This is a genomic window from Oleiharenicola lentus, from assembly GCF_004118375.1.
Lineage (GTDB): Bacteria > Verrucomicrobiota > Verrucomicrobiia > Opitutales > Opitutaceae > Lacunisphaera > Lacunisphaera lenta.
This window is the reverse complement of record NZ_SDHX01000001.1, coordinates 2650741-2670690: the sequence shown is the minus strand read 5'-3', so window position 1 is coordinate 2670690 and position 19950 is coordinate 2650741. Positions and strand designations below refer to the sequence as shown.

Below are 19950 nucleotides of genomic sequence, written 5' to 3'. Positions count from 1 at the left end.
CAGGCCAGACACAAGCAGGGGGAAGGGGTGGCATCGCACGGCGAATTAAATGGATTTGAGGCGGTACGCTAATGCGATTGATGTGTGACCGTCATCAGCCGCTCTGGGGGCGGCTCCGAATGGGCCCGACTCGCGCTGCGTCCGAGGCCAACGCCGTTTCGGGCTTGGCATGCCGAGCATATTACGGGCCGCGCAAAATACACCGGCCCGGGCTTGGCAATCGTCAGCTGCTTGGGTGGACTTCCCCGATTGTTTTCAATGGGCTTACTTCTCACACGGCGGTCGCGCTCTTGCACGAGAGGAGGAGCGTGGATGTTGCTGGTTGGCCTGACTCTTTCCACCGGTTGCCGGCGGGTTGACGTGCCGGTCGAGCGTCTCCGGGTGGAGCAGGCCGTGGCCCAGACCTCGGAGTCTTGCCGCGAGTGCCATGCGGAGATTCACGCCGCCTGGGCGCCGACCGATCATGCGCAGGCCAATCGGCCGGTTGATCCCGTGCGAGATGCCGAAGCGCTCCGGTTATTCGCACTCGTCACGCCGGGCTCGGTCCGGCCTGAGTTCGTATTGGGACAGAAGCCCTCGTGGCAGCCACTGGTGCCCGCGCCCGGTGGTCGCTGGCAGCCGCATGAGCAGGCCTTTGACCCGGCGAAGCACGAGTTCTTCAACGTATTCGGCGCGGAGAATCGCCGTGCCGGCGAGTGGGGCCACTGGACCGGCCGGGGCATGAACTGGAACTCGATGTGCGCGCACTGCCACATGACGGGCTACCAGCGACGCTATGACCCAGCCACCGACACCTACACCTCGACGTGGATCGAGCACGGCGTGGGCTGCATCCAATGTCACGGCCCGACTGCGCCGGGTCATGGCGACAAGAACAGGCCCCTATCGGCCGGTCCCAAGCCGCCCTTTCTCGGTGACCGGGCAAAGATGATGCAGACCTGCGCCCCTTGTCATGCTCGCAACGAGAAGCTCACCGAGGATTTTCAGCCCGGGGACAGTTATCACGATCACTACCGGGTGACGCTGCCAGTAGAGCCTGAAATTTTTTATCCCGATGGCCAGCAGCGCGACGAGGACTTCAACTGGACCTCCGTGCTGCTCAGCCGGATGGGCCATGCCGGCGTCACCTGTCTCGACTGCCACGATCCTCACACGACGAAAACAATTCTGCCGACTACGGACAACCAGTTGTGCCAGCAGTGCCACGCTGCGCCGGGCCGAGAGATGCCCGGCGGCCGACGCGCCACGCCGATCGACCCGCTGGTGCATTCTCGGCATCAGCCTGGCAGCACCGGCAACAGTTGTGTGGCCTGTCACATGCCGACGACAACTTACATGCAGCGTTCGCCGCGCCATGATCACGGCTGGCTCAAACCGGACCCGTTGCTCACGAAGGAACTCGGCATTCCCAATGCGTGCAGTAGGTGTCACGAGAGGGAGGGACTCGATTGGGTGGTCGCTAAAGCAGATGAATGGTATGGTTCGAGGCTGGACTCCAGACAGCGCGCGCGCGCGCGCTGTGGCCGCGGCGCAGGCGGGTGCACCGGAGGCGGCCGGCCGTTTGCTGGAGTTGATGCGCGACGAGGACATTCCGGCGTGGCGGGCGACCTATCTGTCGCTACTGCCCGCCCTGCCCGACGCCCGCGTCGCGATGCCGGCGGCGGAGGCGGCCTTGCTCGCGGGGGACCCGATGGAGCGCGCCGCCGCAGCCCGTTTCTTTGCCGGCAGCGCCGAGGCAGCACGTCTGCTCACGCCGTTGCTGACCGATCCAGTTAGGCTGGTGCGGCTCGATGCCGCCTGGGCTCTATCGGCGGCATTGCCACCCGGTTCGGACATTCGGCACGAGCTCGATTCCTATCTTGCGCTGACACTTGATCAACCCGCGGGCCGGCTGCGTATCGGGCAGGATCTGGCCAACCGGGGAGATCTGGCCGGCGCGGAGCGTGAAATTGCCCGGGCCGTTGACTGGGATCCGTATTCCGCCGGCATTCGCGAATCGCAGGGCCTGGTGCTGGCCGGGCTGGGCCGGCTCACGGAGGCGGGAAATGCATTTTATCGCGCTGCGGAACTGGCCGGCCGCGACCGGGGTGCGCAGCTGGCCTTGCGCGCGGGACTCGCCTTTGCCGAGGGGGGGCGGCTTAAGGAGGCCGAAAACGGATTCAGGTTGGCTTTACGCCTCGACCAGCAGGCCCACCGGGCCCGCTACAACCTCGGGCTGCTATTGGCTCAGGCCGATCGCTTGTCGGAAGCCGGAGCCGAACTGGCAGGGGCCGAGGCGAACGCGCCGGCCGAGTCCGACTATCCGTTTGCGTTGGCGACCGTGCTGCTGCGCCAGGGCGACCGTGCGGGAGCCCGCGCCGCGGCCGAGCGCACACTGCGGATCGATCCGGCGCATGCCGGAGCCCAACAGGTGCTACAGGCGACGCGCTGAGCTCAGCTCACGCCCGAGCCGCCGTGGTATTCGACCTGGCGCTGGAAAGGATCGGTTTGGGGGGCGTCGATGAAACGCGGCTCTTTTTCGCCGATGGCGGTCATGCGGCGGACCATCCGGGCGCGCAAATCTGCGACGACATTCTTAAAGGTGGGCATGCCGATCAGGTTGGTCTGCTCCCAGGGATCGGCCTGTAGGTCGTAAAGGAAATCATCCTCATAGACATCGGAAGCGGCTTGGGAGACGGGTTTGCCGGTGGTGTCGTTGCCGGGGGCGCGCACGGAATATTTCCAGCGGGCGGTGCGGATGCAGCGGCCGGTGTGGCTTTCGGAAATCTGCACGAAGACCTCCTCGGGCCACGCGCCCTCGAGGCGTTTCTGTGCCAGGGGTTTGATTGAGCGGCCGGGCATCTCCCTGGGCACGGCGATGCCCGCGGCATCGAGCAGAGTCGGCGGCAGGTCCACCAGGGAGACGAGGTTCTCGAGACGGCCGCCGCCGTTGAAGCCCGGGCCTACGAGGGCGGTGGGCACGCGGATGGAGGCGTCGTGGCAGGAGCGTTTGTATTCCCCGTTGCGCGTCTTGAAGTGGCAGCCGTGGTCGCAGGTGTAGAGCACGATGGTGTTGTCCAGCTGGCCCAGGCTGCGCAGGGAGTCGAACAGTCGGCCGAGGGACTCGTCGAGGCGCTTGATCATGCCGCAATAGCCGGGCCAGTGCTGCGGTGCGGTGCCCTTGAGTGCGGCCAGGTCGGGCGGGAGCGGGGCGGCGGCGTATTGCTGCTCGTAGCCGACCGGCGCGGGGTAGTCGTCGCGGTGGTTCTGGTGGTGCGGCTCAATGTAGGAAAGAAAGAGGAAGAAGGGTTTGTCCTCCTTGGTGCGCGCATCGACGTGGCGGATGGCGGCGTCGGTGATGGCATCGACGCGGTAGCCGGGCAGCTTGTGTTCCTTGCCGTCCTGATCCCACAGGTGCGTGTCGTAGGCGTCGGAGACGAACTCGAGCAGGTTGGCGCCGAGCCAGGTCTGGTAGCCGCCCTGCAGCTCACGTGGCACGGCGCCGTGGTACTTGTGCTCGGCGAGGTGCCATTTGCCGATGTAGCCCGTGTGGTAGCCGGCGGCGTTGAAATGCTGGGCTAGGGTCGGCAGCTTCGGATCGGGACGGAAACCGTTTTTCCAGACCCCGGTTTGCGTGGCGTAGTAGCCGGTCTGGAGGCAGGAGCGCGCGGGGCCGCACACCGGCTGGCAGGTGTAGCTGTGCGCGACGTGCGTGCCGGTCGCCGCCATGCGGTCGAAGTTCGGGGTCAGCCCGAGCGGGTAGCCGTGGGCACCGGTGGTGTCGGCGCGCTGCTGGTCGGTGAAGAAGACGATGACGTTGGGACGGTTGGAGGCGGACATGGGGAGGAATTACAGGCTGCGGAGGCAGATAGCCGGATCGAGCCGGCGAAACCGATTCAGGCTTGGCAAACATGCGACGGCGGTCAACGCGAGCATGCCGGCACCGACCGAGATATATGTCGCACCGTCCCACGGTTGGACGCCGTAGAGAAGGCTGCCCAGGGCGCCGGCGAGCGATGCAGCGATGGCAAGCCCAAGCGTCGCTCCGAGCATGGCGCAACCGAGATAGCCGCGGGCAAAGTGTCGCCAGAGTCCGCCGGGGACCCCACCCAAAGCGAGGCGGATGCCAAATTCGCGTGTGCGTTGCGCGAAAGCGGAGACGGTGAGGCCGTAGATGCCGAACAGGCAAAGCGCGCCGGCGAAGGCGGCGAAGATCGAGGTGAGCCGCGAGGTCAGGGCTACGATCTGCAACTGACGTTCGAGCTTCTCGCTCCAAGCGCCGGGGTAGTATTGAGCGACGTTGGGCGCGGCGCGGCGTAGAGCGGCCGAGACTTCGGGCAATGAAGGCACCGAGCGTTCGCCGCGGACCAGCAGGTTGAAGTAGAGCGGAGCGGGCTTCGCGTAGTGTGTGAGCACGGCGTCGCGCTGGTCAGCGAAGCCGGAGCCCGATTGGAAATCAGAGATGATACCGCGCACGACAATGAGAATAGGCGGCGCGGTGACGTTGAAGCCGCGGCGCACCCACAACTCGCGTCCCAGCGCGCTCTGGCCGGGCCACAGGCGGGCAGCGAGGGATTTCGTGACCAACGCATAGTTGGGCGAGTCAGGCTCTGGTGTCTGCGGAAGTGCCTCACCTTCTATTATTAGCAGGCGGGCCACGGCGGGAAAGTCCTCGGAAATGTAGGTCATCTTGGACTGATCCTGCGCAGCGCCCTGGTCCAGTTGGGCGCGTTGCGTGGCGAGGAAACCGTTCGGCGTGTCGTAGTAGTCGAGATCCTCGTGAATAAGGCTCGCGGCGGTGACGCCCGGCAGTTCGCGTGCGGTGGTGAGCAGGCGTTCGAGCACGGTGATGCGTGAAGCGGGGGACTTGAAATCCTCGGCGTTGAGCGCGATGCGGATGTCGAGCACGTTGGTGGCGTCGAACCCCAGTGTGCGGCGCGCGAGGTGCCATTGCGAGTTGACCAGCAGGCCGGCGAATATCGCGAGCAACGTGAGCACGGCGACTTGAGCGGTGACCAGCGCGTGACGCCAAGGCGCGCGTCGCGAGCCGCGAAGGCCGGAAGCACCGTCGCGCATCAGCGTCTCGGGAGAGGAGCGCAGGAGCAGCAGCGCCGGACCGATTGCGGCGGCGAGAGTCGCGAGCAATCCGAGCGCTGCGCCGATGCCGACGAGTGGCAGATCGACGACAAAGGCGAGCCAGTAGGGCACGGGATTCAGGGTCACGGCGAGGGAGGCAAAGAGGATGGGGCCCGCGATGCTGACGATCCACAATGCGAGGGCCGTGGACGCGAGGGCGAGCAGGCCGATCTGACAGAGCAATTGTCGCACGAGCGCGGCGCGCGAGAGGCCGAGGGAAGAAGCGACGCCAAACTCGCCGGTGCGGCCGAGGAAATCGATGAGCACGAGGTTGGCGGCGTTAAGGCAACTGCCGGCAACGAAGAGCAACGCCAGGGCGAACAGCACGCGGGCACTCAGGCGGATATTTTCGGGTATGAAGGAGTCGCGCAGCGGCACGACGCGTGGCGAGAGGCCGGCGCGGGCGGAGCCGGCGGCGCGCGACTCGGCGGCGATGCGGGCGAGTTCGGCAGTGGCGATCGCGCGTGTCGCGCCGGGTTTCAGGCGGCCGATGATCTCGAGAAAAGGCGACGAGGCGTAGTCAGTGGCCCATTGGGGCGCGAAGCCGATGGGCAGCCAGAGCTGCTGGTCGTTGGGAAACCGAAAGGTGTCGGGCATCACGCCGACGACGGTCGCGAGCTTGGCTTCGACGCGCAGCGCACGACCGACAATGGAGGGGTCAGCGCCAAAGCGCGTGCGCCAGAACTTTTCGCTGAGAATGACCGTGGTGCTGCCGGGCTGGTCATCGCCGGCGGTGAAGAGGCGGCCGAGAAGCGGCTGGGCCCCGAGCAGGCGCATCGCGTCGGAAGAGAGCGTGGCGCCGTAGCAGCGCTCGGTGGCACCGCCCTCGGTGAGCATGGTGGTGCGAAAGAGGCTGACGGGGGCGAAAGACTCGAACTGCGTTTGGTGTTGGCGCCAATAGTCGAGCTCTGTCGGCGTGGAGAAAGAGACGTTGGCGCCGGTGTTGGCGGTGACCTGCTGCACGAGCAGGAGGCGGCTGCCGGGATCAAACGAGAGGTCGGTGAGGAAGATCGAGCGGAAGAGCGCGAAGCTCAGTAAGGCCAGCGCGACGGAGGCCGCGAAGGTGACGAGGATGATCGCGCTCTGGGCGCGACGTCGAAAAATCCGACGCGCGGCGAGGCGAATCTCGTAGGTGAAAAGGTCCATGTGAAACAAAGTTCAGACGGGTCGCGTAAGAAATAGATGGGCTGGGGCGAAAAAGAGGATCGGATCGACGATTCGTGCTCAGCCCTTCATGCCGGTCGTGGCGATGCCGCGGATGAAGGTTTTTTGGGTGAAGAAAAAGAGGAGGATGACGGGCACGATGACGATGGTGCTGGCGGCCATGAGGAAGTGCCAGGGGGTGCCGCCGTTCTGCGTCTGGTAGTTCTGGAGAGCCACCGCGAGGGTAAAGGTGGAGCGCTTGGTCAGGTAAAGCAGCGGGCCCATGAAATCGTTCCACGTGTGCAGAAAGTGAAAGAGTGCGACGACGGCGAGCACTGGTTTGGAAAGAGGGAGGATGACCTTCCAGAAGATCTGCCATTCGCTGCAGCCGTCGATGCGCGCGGCCTCGCTGAGATCCTCGGGGATGGTGCGGAAGAACTGCCGCATGAGAAAGATGTTGAAGGCGCTGCCGAACCACGCCGGCACCCAGAGGGGAAGCAGCGTGCCGATCCAGCCGAGCTCCTTGAAGACACCATAGAGCGGAACCATGAGCACAGGGAAGGGCACCATCATCGTGCCGAGGGTGATCGCAAAGAGGAGATCGCGACCGGGCCACTGCAGGCGGGCGAATCCGTAGGCGATGAGCGCGTTGGAAAGGACCGCCCCGATGGTGCCGAGCACGCAGACCAGCAGGGTGTTGGTGAGAAAGTCCCAGAAGGTAACCTCTGAGTCGGCTCCGTGCGAATGAACGGTGCTGACGGTGCCCTGGACCTCCTCCACGCTGCGCCCGCCGATGGTGGCGATGGCGAGGGAGAAATTTTCCCAGCGCGGCTTGACGCGCGCGTCGATGGCCGACTCCGGCACGATGTCCCAGGCGAGGCTCCCGGCGCGGCCGAAGCCCTCAGCGCGTTCGGTCACGCGCCAGTCGCCGGCCTGCACGCGCCTGAGCAGGCGGGCGGGCAGCGGCGGCGCGTCGGGGGCGAGGCGCGCGGTGCCGGCGGCCTCGTCAAACTGAGCGAGTGACACGACATGGCGCAGGCCGGCGGCCTCGACGATGACGGCATCCTGCGTGAGGACATAATCCTTGGTCACCTCGACCGAGCGTCCGTCGAGCTCGGCATGGTAGGCGCGCGGGATGAAGACGGGCGGAAACTTCGTGGTTTGCTCGACCGGCTTCAACGCCGTCAGCACCAGCCACACGAAGGGCGTGGCGAAGAGCGAGCCGAGCGTGAACAGCAGGCCGTAGACGACGAAGCGGGTGGAGGCGGGTCGCGGCATGGTCAGCGGTTGTAGTGCACGTGCCGGGCCGAGAGTTTGGTCGCGAGCCAGGTGAGGCTGACGATGATCACGAAGAGGATCCAGGCCATGGCGGAAGCATAGCCCATGCGCAGCTGGTAGAAAGCCTGGCCGAAGAGGTAGAGGGCGTAGAAAAGCGTCGAGCGGGCGGGGCTGCCGTCATCGGTGCCGCCCGACATGATAAAGGCCTGGGTGAAGACTTGGAGCGCGCCGATGGTGCCCATGAGGACGTTGAAGTAGATGACCGGCGAGATGCAGGGTAGAGTGATATGCCAGAACTTGCGCCAAGGGCCGGCCCCGTCGATTTCCGCGGACTCGTAGAGCTCCTTGGGCACGTCCTGTAGGCCGGCCAGGTAGATGATCATGGAGTTGCCGACACCCCAAAGGCTCATCATGACCAGCGCGGGTTTCGCCCAGTTGGGATCGGCGAGCCAGATGGGCGGCTGGAGGCCGACCACGCCGAGGATCGGCGTGAGCACGAAGTTGAGCAGTCCGTATTGGCCGTTGAAGATCCAGAGCCAGAGCATGGAGCTGGCCACGGCCGGGACGATGGAAGGCAGGTAGAAGAGGGCGCGGAAAAACGGCCGACCGCGGACGTCCTGGTTGAGCAGGAGTGCAAGTGAGAGCGAGACGATGGCGCCGAGCGGCACGGAAAACACGGCGAAATACAGCGTGTTGCGCAGCGCGCGCCAGAAAAGGTCGTCGTGCCAGAGGCGCTGGTAATTTTCCGTGCCGATCCACACCGGGGAGGTGAGCACGGAATAGTCGCAGAAGCTATAGTAGACGGAGGCGAGCACCGGGTAGGCGGTGAACACGCCGAGGCCGACCACCCAGAGGGCGGTGTAGCCGAGGCCGGCGCGGAGTTGACGTCGTGATTGCGTCATGGGTCAGGCCAGCAGGCCGTGCCGGCGAAGGCTGCGTTGGTGGGTGGCCCAGCTTTCGCTGAGCCGGCCGTGGACGTAGCGCAGCGCGTCCTCGGGTTTCTGGCTGAGATTGCGCACGCGTTCGAACATCGCGAGGTTTTCGCCGATATACTCGCGAGCGATGCCGAGGGGTATGATCCGGGCGGCATTGGGACTGTCGGAAAGTCGGCGAAAGACCTCGATCTGCGGGTTGGGGTGGTTTTCTGCCAGGAACGGGCTCCATGCCCGCAGTGAGGACGGACGGCGCTGCAGCCAGCCAAGTTTTTCGACGCCGCGCAGTTCGGCCTCGCTGCGGGCGGCGAGATTGGCGCTTGTGACGTAGCGAAGAAATTTCCAGGCGGCTTCCGGGTGGCGGCAGCCGCGGGGCACAACCAGGATGTCGGACTCCACGTAGGTGTAGTCCCGGATGCCCGGCACGACCTCGGGCCAGGGAGCGCAGCCCCAGTCAAGACCCGGGGCAAAACGACGGAGATAGCTGTAGAACCACACCCCGTAGAAAGTCATGCCGAGTTTGCCCGTGTAGAAGGGGTTGTTGGGCGAGGAGAAGCTAAGCGAGGAAGAGCCCGCGGCTCCGCTGGCAAAGATGCGGAATTCCTGCAGGCCGACCTCCTCGGTCTTGGCACGGATCCACTGCAGGGCGGCGAGGTTGCCGGGGTCGGTGGCAATGGTGATTTTCTCGCCGTCCCAGGACTGGCCGCCGAACCAGTTCAGGTATTGCCAGTTAACAAAATTCGGTTCGCTCGAGAGGAAGCCCGCCTGTTTTAGACGCCCGGTGTGCGGGTCCTTGCGTGTGAGGAGGCGGTTGAACTCGTCGAATTCCCGTAGCGTCTGTGGCGGACGCTCGGGATCGAGGCCAGCCTCGCGGAACATGGTCTTGTTCCAGAAGAGGGCGGAAACCATATGCATGCTCGGCAGGCCGTAGACTTGCCCGCGATGCCGCATCAGCCCGGCGACGGCCGGGTAGAAGCGGTTCATCCATGCGGGGCCCTCCGGCTCGGCGGCCATCAGCTCGTCGAGCGGCATGAGTGCATTGAGATCCGCCAAAGTGGAAAGAGTATGGCTCCAGACGCCGGCGATGTCGGGCCCCATGCCTCCGGCGGTCGCGATGATGACCTTCCGGTCAATGTGCGACATGTTCAGGTATTCGACGTAGATACGGTCCTGTGAGCGGTTGAAGTCGTCCACGACCTTGCGGATCGCCTCGCCCTCTTCCCCGGTCCATTTCTCCCAATAAGTGAGGTGGATCCGGCCCCGTAGGGCGGAGTCGTCGCGCCGACAGCCCGAGCCGAACAAGGCCGCAGCCGAGCCGGCGGCGGAAAGACGGAGAAACTCGCGGCGGTTGAGCGCGGGCATGCGGGGTTGAGGCGATGATGCCGGCTGGAACGGAGCCGACGAGTCAGGATTCAGGGAAATTGTCGCCCGGACAGGCAACGGACAGCCCGTATGCCCGTAATGCAACCCAGGGGTCAGCGCCCGGGTGCGATGACATCCGGATGATCCCGCCAGAGCCAGCGGAGGGTGTCGGAGAAGATGCTGCCGGCATGGCGGGGGTTGTGGCCGCCATCGCCCCAGACGGTCCGCAGATCGTAGCCCTTCGCTTCGAGGGTGGCGGCCATGGCGAGATTGGCGGGAAACCAGCGGCCGAATTCGTTCTCGAGGTCGTTCACGCCGCTTTGGAGGAAAATACGCAAAGGCTTGGCGGGGCTGCCGCGAACGATGTCGGGATAGATGTGGCCGCCGCGCAGGTTGACGAAGCTCCCGACGTGCGAGACGACCTTCCGGAAAGCATCGGGGCGCTGCCAGGCGACGGTGAAGGCGCAGATGCCGCCTGAGCTGTTGCCGCAGATGGCGCGTTCTTCAGCGTTATCGGTCAGGCGGTAGCGCGACCCGACGAAGGGCAATATTTCCTCGATCAGGAAGCGAGAGTAGTCGTCGGTCAGGCGGTCATATTCGTAGCGGCGATTGAGCGGCAGATTGATGTTGGGTGGGGCGCCGATTTTGTCCTCGTCGTTCGGCGGCCGCTGGCCGGGGTTGATCAGGATGGCGATGGTCACGGGCATTTCGCCCCGGGCGATGAGGTTGTCGAACACGGCCGGCACGTGCAGAAAGCGTTCCGGGTTCAGCGCGGCCTGCCCGTCCTGAAACACCATCACGGCGGCGGGGCGGTTTGGCGTGTATTGGGCCGGCACATAGATCCAGAACTTGCGCGTGGTGCCCGGAAAGATCCGCGAGTCGTTCCAGTCATGCTCCTCGATGCGGCCTCGCGGCACGCCGTCGCGGTAGGTGGCGTCGGGATTGGACGGATAGTCGTCGGGCGTGCGGGTGTAGGGCGCCAGGCCGCGGGCAGGGGCGGGGATGGTGACGCTGGCGGCCGAAACGGAGATGGTAAGCAGGCCCGAGAGGCCAAGCGCCGCGAGGAAAGGGTAGGATATCATTGCTGGTTCAGCAGGCGGAGCGTGTCGCCGGTGTCCTCCAGCGGGTAAAACCGCATGCGCTCATCCGGCCGGGTGTTGGGCTGATGGAAGCAGAGCGTAAGCTGACCCTCGAAGGTCGTGAAGATCATGCCGTGTCCGCCATCGGCCTTGAAGAGTGGTTCCGGGTGTTGCACCCACGGTCCGGTCACCTTGCCCGAGACGGACTCGGCGATGCCAATGGCATATCTCTGCGTGCCGAAACTGGACCAGATCATGAGGAGCTTGCCGATCTTTGTGCGGAAGAGAAACGGGCCGTCGGTGACGTAGCCATGATGACCGCCGATGGATTCCTTCATGCTCTTCACCCAAGGGGCCGCCGTCGCGGGAAACAATACCCGGGGTTCGCCGACCGGAGCGCTGAGATCAGGTTTGAGCTGCACGAGGTCCATCGTGCCGTCGGTGATCTGGTGCCATTCGTGGCAGAAGATCATCCAGGGCACACCGTCTTCGATCCAGAGCGTGCCGTCGAGCGACATCCAGCCCGCGGGCGTGTGGGCTTGGTTGGCAAAGGGCCGGAACGGGCCGGTGGGTTGGTCGGCCACGAGGATCTGGGTGCCGCGCGGGCGCATCGGCGGGGCACCCGCGGCGCTATCTCCCGGGAGGGGGCGGTTGGCGGTGAAAGTTACGAAGAGATGATATTTCTCCTGATATTTATGGACCTCGGGGGCCCAGACCTCGGCGTCGGCCCAAAAGCCGGGCGGCTGGGCGAACACGGTCTGCGGACCGGTCCACGTGCGGAGATCCTTGCTCTGGAAGACCTCGACGCCTCGGACGCCCTCGGTCGTGTCGCGCCGGCCGTTAGCGATCTGGCGGTAGAGATAGTAGGTCTTGGTCGCTGGGTCGGGAAGAATGAACGGATCGCGCACGCGGAGATCGGTGGCGGCGATGGATTCACCGCCGGAGAGCAGGGTGGTGGCGGCAACGAAGAGCATGGCGTAAGGCAGGAAGATTTTCATGGGTGGGGAAGAAGCCTGTCAGTCGCGGAAAGCCTCGGCGGGGCCGAAGGGCGCGAGGCCGATGGTGAAGTAGTTGCTGAGGAGCTCATCGCCTTCTGCCCGGGCAAACTTCCACAGGCGGCGACACATCGCGCGCACGACGTCGCGGTGCTCGGGGCGCGCGGCGAGGTTGGTCATCTCGTGCGGATCGTTGACGAGGTCGTAGAGCTCATCGCGGTCGAAGCCGTTGTAGATGTATTTCCACTCCTTGGTGAATACGATGCGCTGGGTGTAGGCGAGTTCGACACCGTTGCATTGTGTGACAAGCGCATCGCGCCAGTCAGCCGGCGTGACGCTACGGAGGACCGGCACGAGGCTGCGGCCGGTGAAACCGAAGGCCGGCACGGGCAGCCCCGCGAGTTCGAGGAAGGTGGGGCCGAAGTCGGCGAGGGACACGAGGGCCTCCTGGGTCGTGCCGGTCGCGAGTTTTCCGGCCGGCCAGCGCACGTAACAGGGCACATGATAGGCCGCGCGAAAGCCGGCGATGCCTTTGCAGAACAGGCCGTGGTCCCCGGCGTAGTCACCGTGATCGGAGAGGAAAATCACGATGGTGTTTTCCCTCTGGCCGATGGAGTCTAGTTTGGCAAGGAGCCGGCCGAGGAGATGGTCGGTATAGGCGCAGTAGGCGAGGTAATGGCGGCGCGCTTCGCGGACTTCATTGGGAGAAAGCTGATCCCAGAGTTGCTCGCGCAGGCGCTGATAGATCACGGGCTTGTCGCGAAGGTCGTCAGCGTAACTGGGTGGCAACTCGCATGCAAAGTCCGGGATTTTCGCGAGCCATTCGGGTGGGACGGCATACGGATCATGCGGCCCGATAAAGCCTGCATAGAGCATCCAGGGCTTCGCTCCATTTTTCACCTGCTCGAGCGCGCGCAAGGCGCCGGCGAAAGCGTCGTCGTCGTGGACCATTTTGCCGCCCGAGGGCAGTGTCTCGTAGATCCTCTGGTCGCCGTAGCCGGGGCGGCGAATCAGGCCGGGCGGGCGCGGCCCGGAGGATGCGGGCTCGCGGGCGAGCTTTTCGTAGAAGTCCCACTTCGGGCCATGGTGGTCCTGGCCATGGGCGGCGGAGGTGTGGTGCTCGGTCCAGCCGTGGTCTTCGGGATCGGAGTCCGCGTCCACGTGCCACTTGCCCGAAAAGTGCAGGTCGTAGCCGGCGGTGGCGAGTGACGTGCTCCATTGTCTCACGCCGGGACGTGGACCGCGGCTGAGGGCGTGCTGGTTGAGCACGTTGTTCCAAACACCATGGCGCGAGGGATAGAGACCGGTGAAGAAGGTGGCGCGGGAGGGGCAGCAGTGCGGCGACGGGCAGTAGGTCTGCGAGAGGTTGACGGCTTCGCGAGCGAAGGAGGCGAGGTGGGGTGTCCAGCCGGCAGTATCGAGCGACACCGAATCGGCCCTCTGCTGGTCGGTCATGATGACCAGAAAATTGGGCCGGGTATCGCTCATGGCCGAATTGGGAACAGGTCGGTCAGATCGAGCATCTCGACGGAATCGAGTTCCGGTGAGCCGCCGCGGTTGCCTGATCCGGACGCCACGCAGAGTCCTTTGCCGAGTCGGATGACGCCGCTACCGTGCCGACCGCGAGCGAATGGGGGCCAAGCCACCCAAGTGCCGGTCACGGTGTCGAGCGCATGGTTGTCGGCGTGGGCCGTGCTTTGCGCCAGGCTTTCTCCTCCGGCGACAATAAGGTGGCGACCGACGGCGATGCTCATGGTTCCGGCACGGGGCACGGGAAGATCTCCGGCGGGTGACGGCAGCGTGACCCAGATACCGGCCTTGAAGTCGTAGACATCCACGCGGGCCTCGACGTGGTTGAAAGTCTCCTTGCGCGCGGCCCACGAGCGTCGGCCACCGGCGGCGTAGAGTTTATCGCCCACGATGGCGGCTTGGAAGTGATCGCGGGCACGGGGAGCATCGGGCAGTTCCCGCCAGATGCCGGTGGAGAGATCGAGTTCGTCGAGCCAGGCCACGTGGCCATCCCAGTGGCCATTGATGATGCCGCACACGACGTAGAGTTTCCCCTCATGGATGACGGCTCCGGCACCGCCGCGGCGGCGGTGTTCAGGCAGGCTGGGACCGCGGGACCAGGAGTCGGTGGCGGGATCGTAAACCGGGATGTGGTCGAGGGCGCGTTCCTGCGGGTAGCGGCCGGTCATGGCGCCGACGAGCCAGATTTTGTTTTCCCAGACGACTGCCTGAAAGTGGTGCACTTCGACTGGCGGGGTGGCGCCTTGCGTCCAGACCCCGGTGGCGGGGTCGAGGATGTCCACCGGTTGGAGGCGCCGCCCACCGAGCAGGTAGGCTTTTCCGCCAACAGCGACGAAAGCGGCCTCGTGCCGCGGGTGCATCGTTCCCTGGACCGGCTCCGGGGTCCATTCTGCGGCCGTGGCCGTCGCGCCAACCGTGAGCAAAATAAGGCAGAAGCAGAGACAGTGACGCAGGGTCATGGCGATCAGTCGGTGGGGTGTTCGGGCGAGACCACGGCCGACTCGTGACGAGCCCCGGCGTATTCCAGAAATACGCAACCGAGCGGAGGCAACATCAAGTGAGGACGCGCGGCCAAGGTGCCGAGGTCGGAGCCGGCCCAGATGTTGTGCAGGCGGGTGTGAGCCGGAAGATTAAGCCGGTCCGCAGTGAGGACGAGCGACTCCTCGCGACGTGCGGGATTGCGGTTGAACACCCCGAGCCAGCCATGGCCTAGTTTGGAGCGATGCGGGACATGCCAGACCTGCACGTCCCCACGCATGTAGCGGACGGTGCCGGCGATGCCGTTCTGGTTGCAGGCCAGCAGGCGCGGGTCGGTGAGCAGCCGGAGGTCCTCCACCGCCATCGTGGTGAGGTCGCCTCCGACGAAGAGGGGCGAGGCCGCCAAGGCGCGCTGGGTCATGAAGGTGCGGCGCTGGTCCGGGGTCAACTGGCAGGTGCGTTTGAAGCCCTTTCCGCAGAGAGAGGGATTTTTCCCCTCGGGAAGTTCCCCGGGTGCCGGCTCCGGACTCATGGTCTGCAGGTCACCGAATGGGATCATGTCGAGGTCGGGCCAGAATCCGGGCCGAGCGTGCGGCGCCCAATGTTCCCAGGCGTTGAACGAACGTTCGATGGATTCCGGATCGTCCCAGATGTCCTTGGTAATGCGGACGAGGTCGGACTGGCGATAAACGGGGAGCAAAGCGGGATCGGCTTCGCCGCCGTGCGAGAGGGAGAGCACGATGGGGCGGCCGCACTTGGCGATGGCCTTGACGAATGCCTCAATCTCGAGCGGGTAGCCGGTGATGTCGTCGGCCTTGATAAAATCCACACCCCACGCAGCGAGGTGTGCGACCAGCGAGTCGTGCCATTCCTGGGCGCCGGGTTTGTCCATGTTAACGCCGTAGTTGTAGTGGCACCATGGGCAGGTCGAGGTGGGGTCGGCGATGTCTGCGGCGGTCACACCGGCCGGGGCACCCTTGATCGGGAGACGCAGTTGGACGGCCTTGCGCGGGATGCCGCGCATGAGATGCACACCGAATTTCAGCCCAAGCTGGTGGGTTCGCGCAATGAGCCCGCCGAAACCGTTGGGAAAATAGCACGTTGAAGGCAGGGGCAGGCCGTGAGGGTCGAGATGGATGTCGAGGGCGTGCTTGGTGGTTGGTGACGGGTAGTTGGTGCCGGGCTTGAAGGCATATTCGCCATACCATCCGATATCGACGACGAAGGTGTCGTAGCCGGCTGGCGCGAGTTTTTCTGCGAATGCCTCCAACTGGGCGAAGGCAGCCTGCTCGTGCAGGTAGCCGCCAAAACTGTCGAAGCTGTTCCAGCCGAGTGGAGGGATGGGGCAAAGGATGCGCATGGATCTCCATGGAATTCATCATGGACCATTGGCCGGGTCACGCGATGGGGTGTATGACCGTCACGATAAACTTTGGCGGACATCGTCCCATTGTAGGTCTACTTTTCTTACGAGTCTTCCCTTTCTTGGGGCGGACAAAACCCACCTCTGCTATGAATGCCTTCAGTATGTTACCCCAAATCAACCGACTCTTCCTCATGGTCATTAGTCTCGTGGCGGCTGCGCAAGTCGCCGCCGCCGGTAAACCATTGCGCGTTGGCTTTGCCCAGACCGGGGCGGAGAGCGCCTGGCGCACGGCCAATACGAACTCGATGAAGTCCGAGGCGGAAAAGCGCGGAATTGAGCTCAAGTTTGCCGACGGGCAGGGCAAACAAGAAAACCAGATCCGGGCCATCCGGTCCTTCGTGGCGCAGCGAGTTGATGCCATCGTCCTCGCGCCGATCGTCGAGACAGGCTGGGACCCTGTCCTGAGAGAGGCGAAGCGAGCAGGAATACCGGTCATCCTCACGGATCGCTCCATTCAGACCGCCGATGAGTCCCTGTATGTGTGTTTCATCGGATCAGATTTTTATGAAGAGGGCCGCATGGCGGCCGACTGGGTGGCCAGGGCAGTCAATGGTCAGGGCAATATCATTGAATTGCAGGGCACGCCGGGTTCTGCTCCGGCCAACGAGCGTCGTCGGGCCTTTGCCGACGGGATCGCGAAGCATCCTGGTCTTAAAATAATAGACTCGCAGAGCGGCGACTTCCGGCGCGCCGGCGGCAAGGAGGTGATGGAGGCGATGCTGAAGAAGCACGGTCGTGCCATCAACATCGTTTATGCACACAACGACGACATGGCGCTGGGTGCGACGCTGGCCATTGAGGAGGCCGGCCTCAAGCCGGGCCGGGACATCATCATGGTGTCGATCGACGGCATCAAAGAGGCCATCCAGGCGATCATCGACGGAAGGCTGAACTGCACGGTGGAGTGCAATCCCATGTTCGGTCCCAAGGTTTACGACACGATTGAGCGCCTGAAGCGCGGAGAAAAGGTCGAGCGCAAGGCCTATAACAAGGACCTGCTGTTCGACGCGACAAACGCCCGAGAGATGATTGCTTCCCGCGAGTATTGAGCCGCAGCGATCCCGCCCTTTGGGTGTGCATGCCGGCGGGATCTCTCGGTTCGGATTACCCTATGTGCCGGTCCTAGGGTGTGCGCTCATCGCATTCCTTCACCACGTAGTCCGGGGAAATAAGCGCGGGACGGTGCCCTGAATTGCACCGTCCCGCTTATCTGGTTTTAGTGGCGATTGAGCCGCCACACCCCAAAAATCTCAATCCGCAGTTCGCTGTGGATGAGAGTTTGCCAGAATCAGAACTTAAATGTGTTGGTTAGAATAAACGCCCGAGGCTCTGGTATAGTGTAGAAACGGGTCGTTCCATCTGAGAGTACGCGCTGGACGACCGGATCGTTATCGTCGAGGGCGTTGCGGATGTTCAGCTGGACACTCCAATCGACCCGGTCCTTGAAGAGACGACGGCCGTAGCCGGCGAACAAATCAATCGTGGTCGTGGCGCGGCCGTAAACGGGCTGGGCAAGATCGGGCACGACGATCTGAGCATCAATACCCGGAAAGGGATACTGGTTGGCGATGGTCTTGTTCTTGTAGCCGAGCACGCTCTTCCCTCTCCAACTGTAGACTCCGCCAACGTGAAAACGCTTGAAGAGTCCCTCGGTGAACGAGTAGCGGGTGACGAGATTCATGCGCCAAGTGCGCAGTTGCTGCGTGGCCGTGCCGTCCGACTCCTTCATGGTATTTAGGCTGTTCAGACGATCACGGAATTCGTCCCGCACCGTGCGGGTGGTGCTACCCTCGAGAAGCTCGTTCCCATACTTGGACCACACGGGGAGGCGTCGGTCCAGGGCTTCGAGCCAATGCGCCCCGATACCAGATTCGACGGAGTCGGGTTTGCTGGCGTTGAGCGTGAGGCGCCACTGGGGAGTCGGATTGGCGGTCAATTCAAACTCGTAGCCCTCGGCGACCTGGTCGGAGGTGACATTGTAGTAGTCGCGGGGAAGGTTGGGATCGTAGATCCCGTCCTTGTCGGCCGGGAAGCGGGCGTGGATGACGCGTTCAATGTTGATGAACAAATCGCGCACGCTGTCACGGAAGGCGGATGAGTTGGGCGCATTGGTATTACGGTATTTGTTGGCGCGGAAATGGAGGCGGTCATCAAAGAGGGAGAGAGTAAAGCCGTAGTCACGGCCTTCGCCGCGCGTGCCCGGGATCACGGAGTTGTCGGGCTGATGAAAATTGCCCGAAGGCCCGAAGGTGTCGGCGTCGCTGTAGAAGAGCGACAGCCACTTCTTGGGATGGAACACGATACCGCGGGAACGGGAATGATCGACGACATGGTCGGCGGGGTTCCAGTTTTCACCCGGATCCACCTCCCAGAAGTGCTGGAAGAGTCCGGTGTAGGCGGTGGTGGGCGTGGGGGTGGGCACGCCCACGCGTGCGGTGGTCACGTTGGCGCGACGTTGCTTGTCCTTTCGGAATCCGAATGTGGTGACAATCCGGCCATCCCAAAAATAGCTTTGGACCGCAACGACGTTGCTGTCGATCCGGGTGAGGCTGCGGGTGGCGGAGGCGGTGGCACCGTAGGGATTGCCAATGGTGGCGATCTGGGTGCCATCCGGGAGGGTGGTGTTGCCCAAAGCATAAAAGGGCAGATTGGCGTGGTATACGCCATCGGCCCCGGTAGTCTTGGGGTCGTCCAGGTAAGCTCGGAAGCGGAGCTGGCGGGTGCGGTTTGTATTGTCCTGCGGCCGACCGACCGTGAGGGGTGTGTCGTTGATGATGTAGGCATCATGGCCCTGCAGGGTCTGGGTGGGGTTGGTGCCGCCGTGCAGATCCTCGCGGGAGAGGAGGCCGGAAATTCGGTGGCGGCCGAGCAGGCCGGAAAGCCATTTCCTCGGGGTTCGATCGCTGAGGTCCAGTTCGTAGGAGGCGCTCAGGCGCAGGTCGTCGCGGGCGCCCCACCAGATGCCGGCGCGGCCGCTGCCCTCGATGAAGTATCGTCCGTAGTTGGGATTGGGGGTCGTGGTCCCGGGCAAAAACTGGTTGGCATCGACGTAGAGTTCGGTTTCGACGCCACGGATGAGGTCGGAGAAGTTGGCCTGATAGACCTCCTTGTTGAAGGCGGCCTCGACAAAGAGCTTGTCAAAAAATGTCTGTTCAATGGCGGCGCCGGCAATGTGACCGAAGGTATCGTTGTTGGTGGCGTTGCCCTGGTAATTCACGTCGATCGGGAAGAGCGATGGGTCCGTGAGCGTGACATCCACGTTGTCCGGCGATGGACGGATGGCTTCGACACCGCGGGTCAGGATGGTGGTGTTGCGGAGATTCTGCACCGGGATCGTGCCGGGCGCGGTTTGGCCGAAGAGGTAGGTCATCCCCTGGTTGCCGTTGAGGGCGAAAATGAGGTTGTTGGCTGCAGGAGGAGTGAAGCCGGGCGCATTGTTGAAGGCGGGACGGCCGGCGCTGATCCAAGGGGTGGCGCGGTCAACAATGATGGCATTGCGGGCCAGTTGGCGCAGCAACTCGGCATCCTCATACCAGCCGCGGATGCGGGTATTCTTGAACGGCTGGAACGTGACCGCGGTGAACAAGCGGGTTGCCTCGTTGTTGTTGGGCTTGCGGAAGGTGTGCAGGTTCTGGCCCAGGCCGACGAAGCGCACGGCAAGCTTGTCCTTCCAGAGGACCTTGTTGACGTCGAGAATCGTGCGCCAGGAGTCCTCGTTGTCGACGCGAAGGGAAAATTCGTAGGCATCCTTGGCGAGTTGGGCCCGCTTGTAGGTGCTGTCCACGGCGCCAGCAGCGCTGCCGAGACCGAACAGGATGGCGTTGGGACCGCTGGCCACTGTAAAGCGTTCGGTGTTGTAGGTGTCCATCGGCATGTAGGTCACGAAGAAATCGTGCATGTAAACGGACTCCGAGAGGCTGCGAGTGCGGGTGGCGGCATTGTCCTGAATAATGCCGCGGTGGAAATCGCCGTTGTTGGCGGTGGCATTGGTGAACTCCCAAGGGTTTTCATAGTTGAGGGAGTAGCGCATCGCATCATCTAGGGTGGTGGCGCTGACGTCGGCCAGAAACTCCGGCGTCATGACGCTGATCTGAGAGGCAACGTCGCGCAGA

General features: G+C 63.9%; 13 protein-coding genes and 1 pseudogene. 3 read left to right on the top strand and 11 right to left on the bottom strand.

The features are described from left to right. Positions 1-258: 258 nt before the first annotated feature. Positions 259-1200, top strand: a pseudogene (locus ESB00_RS20245) (multiheme c-type cytochrome); the annotation flags it as partial. A gap of 373 nt (positions 1201-1573) precedes the next feature. Next, positions 1574-2431: a tetratricopeptide repeat protein gene (locus tag ESB00_RS19660; RefSeq protein WP_246026465.1), complete on the top strand. Its 858-nt coding sequence runs from the start codon at positions 1574-1576 to the stop codon at positions 2429-2431. 2 nt (positions 2432-2433) lie between these two features. Here ESB00_RS19660 and ESB00_RS10975 read toward each other — a convergent pair whose 3' ends face one another. From ESB00_RS10975 to ESB00_RS10930, 10 genes are all read right to left on the bottom strand, one after another. Further along, on the bottom strand, positions 2434-3819 hold the full coding sequence (locus ESB00_RS10975) for a sulfatase family protein (protein WP_129047732.1): 1386 nt from the start codon (positions 3817-3819) through the stop codon (positions 2434-2436). A 9-nt stretch (positions 3820-3828) separates the two neighbouring features. Further along, positions 3829-6261 carry an ABC transporter permease gene (locus ESB00_RS10970; RefSeq protein ID WP_129047731.1) on the bottom strand — a complete coding sequence of 811 codons (2433 nt, stop codon included), beginning with the start codon at positions 6259-6261 and terminating at the stop codon, positions 3829-3831. Between the two features lie 78 nt (positions 6262-6339). Further along, the gene (locus tag ESB00_RS10965) at positions 6340-7536 is read right to left on the bottom strand and encodes a carbohydrate ABC transporter permease (protein WP_129047730.1); all 1197 of its coding nucleotides are present in this window, start codon (positions 7534-7536) and stop codon (positions 6340-6342) included. Between the two features lie 2 nt (positions 7537-7538). After that, positions 7539-8438: a carbohydrate ABC transporter permease gene (locus ESB00_RS10960; RefSeq protein WP_129047729.1), complete on the bottom strand. Its 900-nt coding sequence runs from the start codon at positions 8436-8438 to the stop codon at positions 7539-7541. A gap of 3 nt (positions 8439-8441) precedes the next feature. Next, positions 8442-9830 carry an ABC transporter substrate-binding protein gene (locus ESB00_RS10955; protein WP_129047728.1) on the bottom strand — a complete coding sequence of 463 codons (1389 nt, stop codon included), beginning with the start codon at positions 9828-9830 and terminating at the stop codon, positions 8442-8444. 113 nt (positions 9831-9943) lie between these two features. Then, positions 9944-10912, bottom strand: coding sequence for an alpha/beta hydrolase (locus tag ESB00_RS10950; RefSeq protein ID WP_129047727.1), 969 nt, complete (start codon positions 10910-10912; stop codon positions 9944-9946). After that, positions 10909-11907 carry a glycoside hydrolase family 43 protein gene (locus tag ESB00_RS10945; protein WP_218938731.1) on the bottom strand — a complete coding sequence of 333 codons (999 nt, stop codon included), beginning with the start codon at positions 11905-11907 and terminating at the stop codon, positions 10909-10911. The genes ESB00_RS10950 and ESB00_RS10945 overlap by 4 nt, the downstream gene beginning before the upstream one ends. Positions 11908-11925: 18 nt before the next feature. After that, positions 11926-13392 carry a sulfatase family protein gene (locus tag ESB00_RS10940; protein WP_129047726.1) on the bottom strand — a complete coding sequence of 489 codons (1467 nt, stop codon included), beginning with the start codon at positions 13390-13392 and terminating at the stop codon, positions 11926-11928. Next, positions 13389-14393: a Kelch repeat-containing protein gene (locus ESB00_RS10935; RefSeq protein WP_129047725.1), complete on the bottom strand. Its 1005-nt coding sequence runs from the start codon at positions 14391-14393 to the stop codon at positions 13389-13391. The genes ESB00_RS10940 and ESB00_RS10935 overlap by 4 nt, the downstream gene beginning before the upstream one ends. Positions 14394-14398: 5 nt before the next feature. Then, positions 14399-15772, bottom strand: coding sequence for a glycoside hydrolase family 27 protein (locus ESB00_RS10930; RefSeq protein WP_129047724.1), 1374 nt, complete (start codon positions 15770-15772; stop codon positions 14399-14401). A gap of 197 nt (positions 15773-15969) precedes the next feature. Between ESB00_RS10930 and ESB00_RS10925 the strand changes: the two genes are divergently transcribed. After that, positions 15970-16887 (top strand): ABC transporter substrate-binding protein, encoded by a 918-nt coding sequence (locus ESB00_RS10925; RefSeq protein WP_218938730.1) that lies wholly within the window; start codon positions 15970-15972, stop codon positions 16885-16887. A gap of 239 nt (positions 16888-17126) precedes the next feature. On the opposite strand, the gene ESB00_RS10920 is transcribed toward ESB00_RS10925, so the two are convergent. Continuing rightward, entirely contained in the window at positions 17127-19919 is a 2793-nt protein-coding gene (locus ESB00_RS10920; RefSeq protein WP_129047722.1) for a hypothetical protein, read from the bottom strand. Positions 19920-19950 lie beyond the last annotated feature (31 nt).

What these genes read in the sequence shown, in the direction of transcription:
- ESB00_RS10960 (WP_129047729.1), bottom strand. Translation starts at nt 8,438, where the DNA reads ATGACGCAATCACGACGTCAACTCCGCGCCGGCCTCGGCTACACCGCC.
- ESB00_RS10920 (WP_129047722.1), bottom strand. Translation starts at nt 19,919, where the DNA reads ATGACGCCGGAGTTTCTGGCCGACGTCAGCGCCACCACCCTAGATGAT.
- ESB00_RS10925 (WP_218938730.1), top strand. Translation starts at nt 15,970, where the DNA reads ATGGTCATTAGTCTCGTGGCGGCTGCGCAAGTCGCCGCCGCCGGTAAA.
- ESB00_RS10930 (WP_129047724.1), bottom strand. Translation starts at nt 15,772, where the DNA reads ATGCGCATCCTTTGCCCCATCCCTCCACTCGGCTGGAACAGCTTCGAC.
- ESB00_RS19660 (WP_246026465.1), top strand. Translation starts at nt 1,574, where the DNA reads ATGCGCGACGAGGACATTCCGGCGTGGCGGGCGACCTATCTGTCGCTA.
- ESB00_RS10955 (WP_129047728.1), bottom strand. Translation starts at nt 9,830, where the DNA reads ATGCCCGCGCTCAACCGCCGCGAGTTTCTCCGTCTTTCCGCCGCCGGC.
- ESB00_RS10935 (WP_129047725.1), bottom strand. Translation starts at nt 14,393, where the DNA reads ATGACCCTGCGTCACTGTCTCTGCTTCTGCCTTATTTTGCTCACGGTT.
- ESB00_RS10950 (WP_129047727.1), bottom strand. Translation starts at nt 10,912, where the DNA reads ATGATATCCTACCCTTTCCTCGCGGCGCTTGGCCTCTCGGGCCTGCTT.
- ESB00_RS10975 (WP_129047732.1), bottom strand. Translation starts at nt 3,819, where the DNA reads ATGTCCGCCTCCAACCGTCCCAACGTCATCGTCTTCTTCACCGACCAG.
- ESB00_RS10940 (WP_129047726.1), bottom strand. Translation starts at nt 13,392, where the DNA reads ATGAGCGATACCCGGCCCAATTTTCTGGTCATCATGACCGACCAGCAG.
- ESB00_RS10965 (WP_129047730.1), bottom strand. Translation starts at nt 7,536, where the DNA reads ATGCCGCGACCCGCCTCCACCCGCTTCGTCGTCTACGGCCTGCTGTTC.
- ESB00_RS10945 (WP_218938731.1), bottom strand. Translation starts at nt 11,907, where the DNA reads ATGAAAATCTTCCTGCCTTACGCCATGCTCTTCGTTGCCGCCACCACC.
- ESB00_RS10970 (WP_129047731.1), bottom strand. Translation starts at nt 6,261, where the DNA reads ATGGACCTTTTCACCTACGAGATTCGCCTCGCCGCGCGTCGGATTTTT.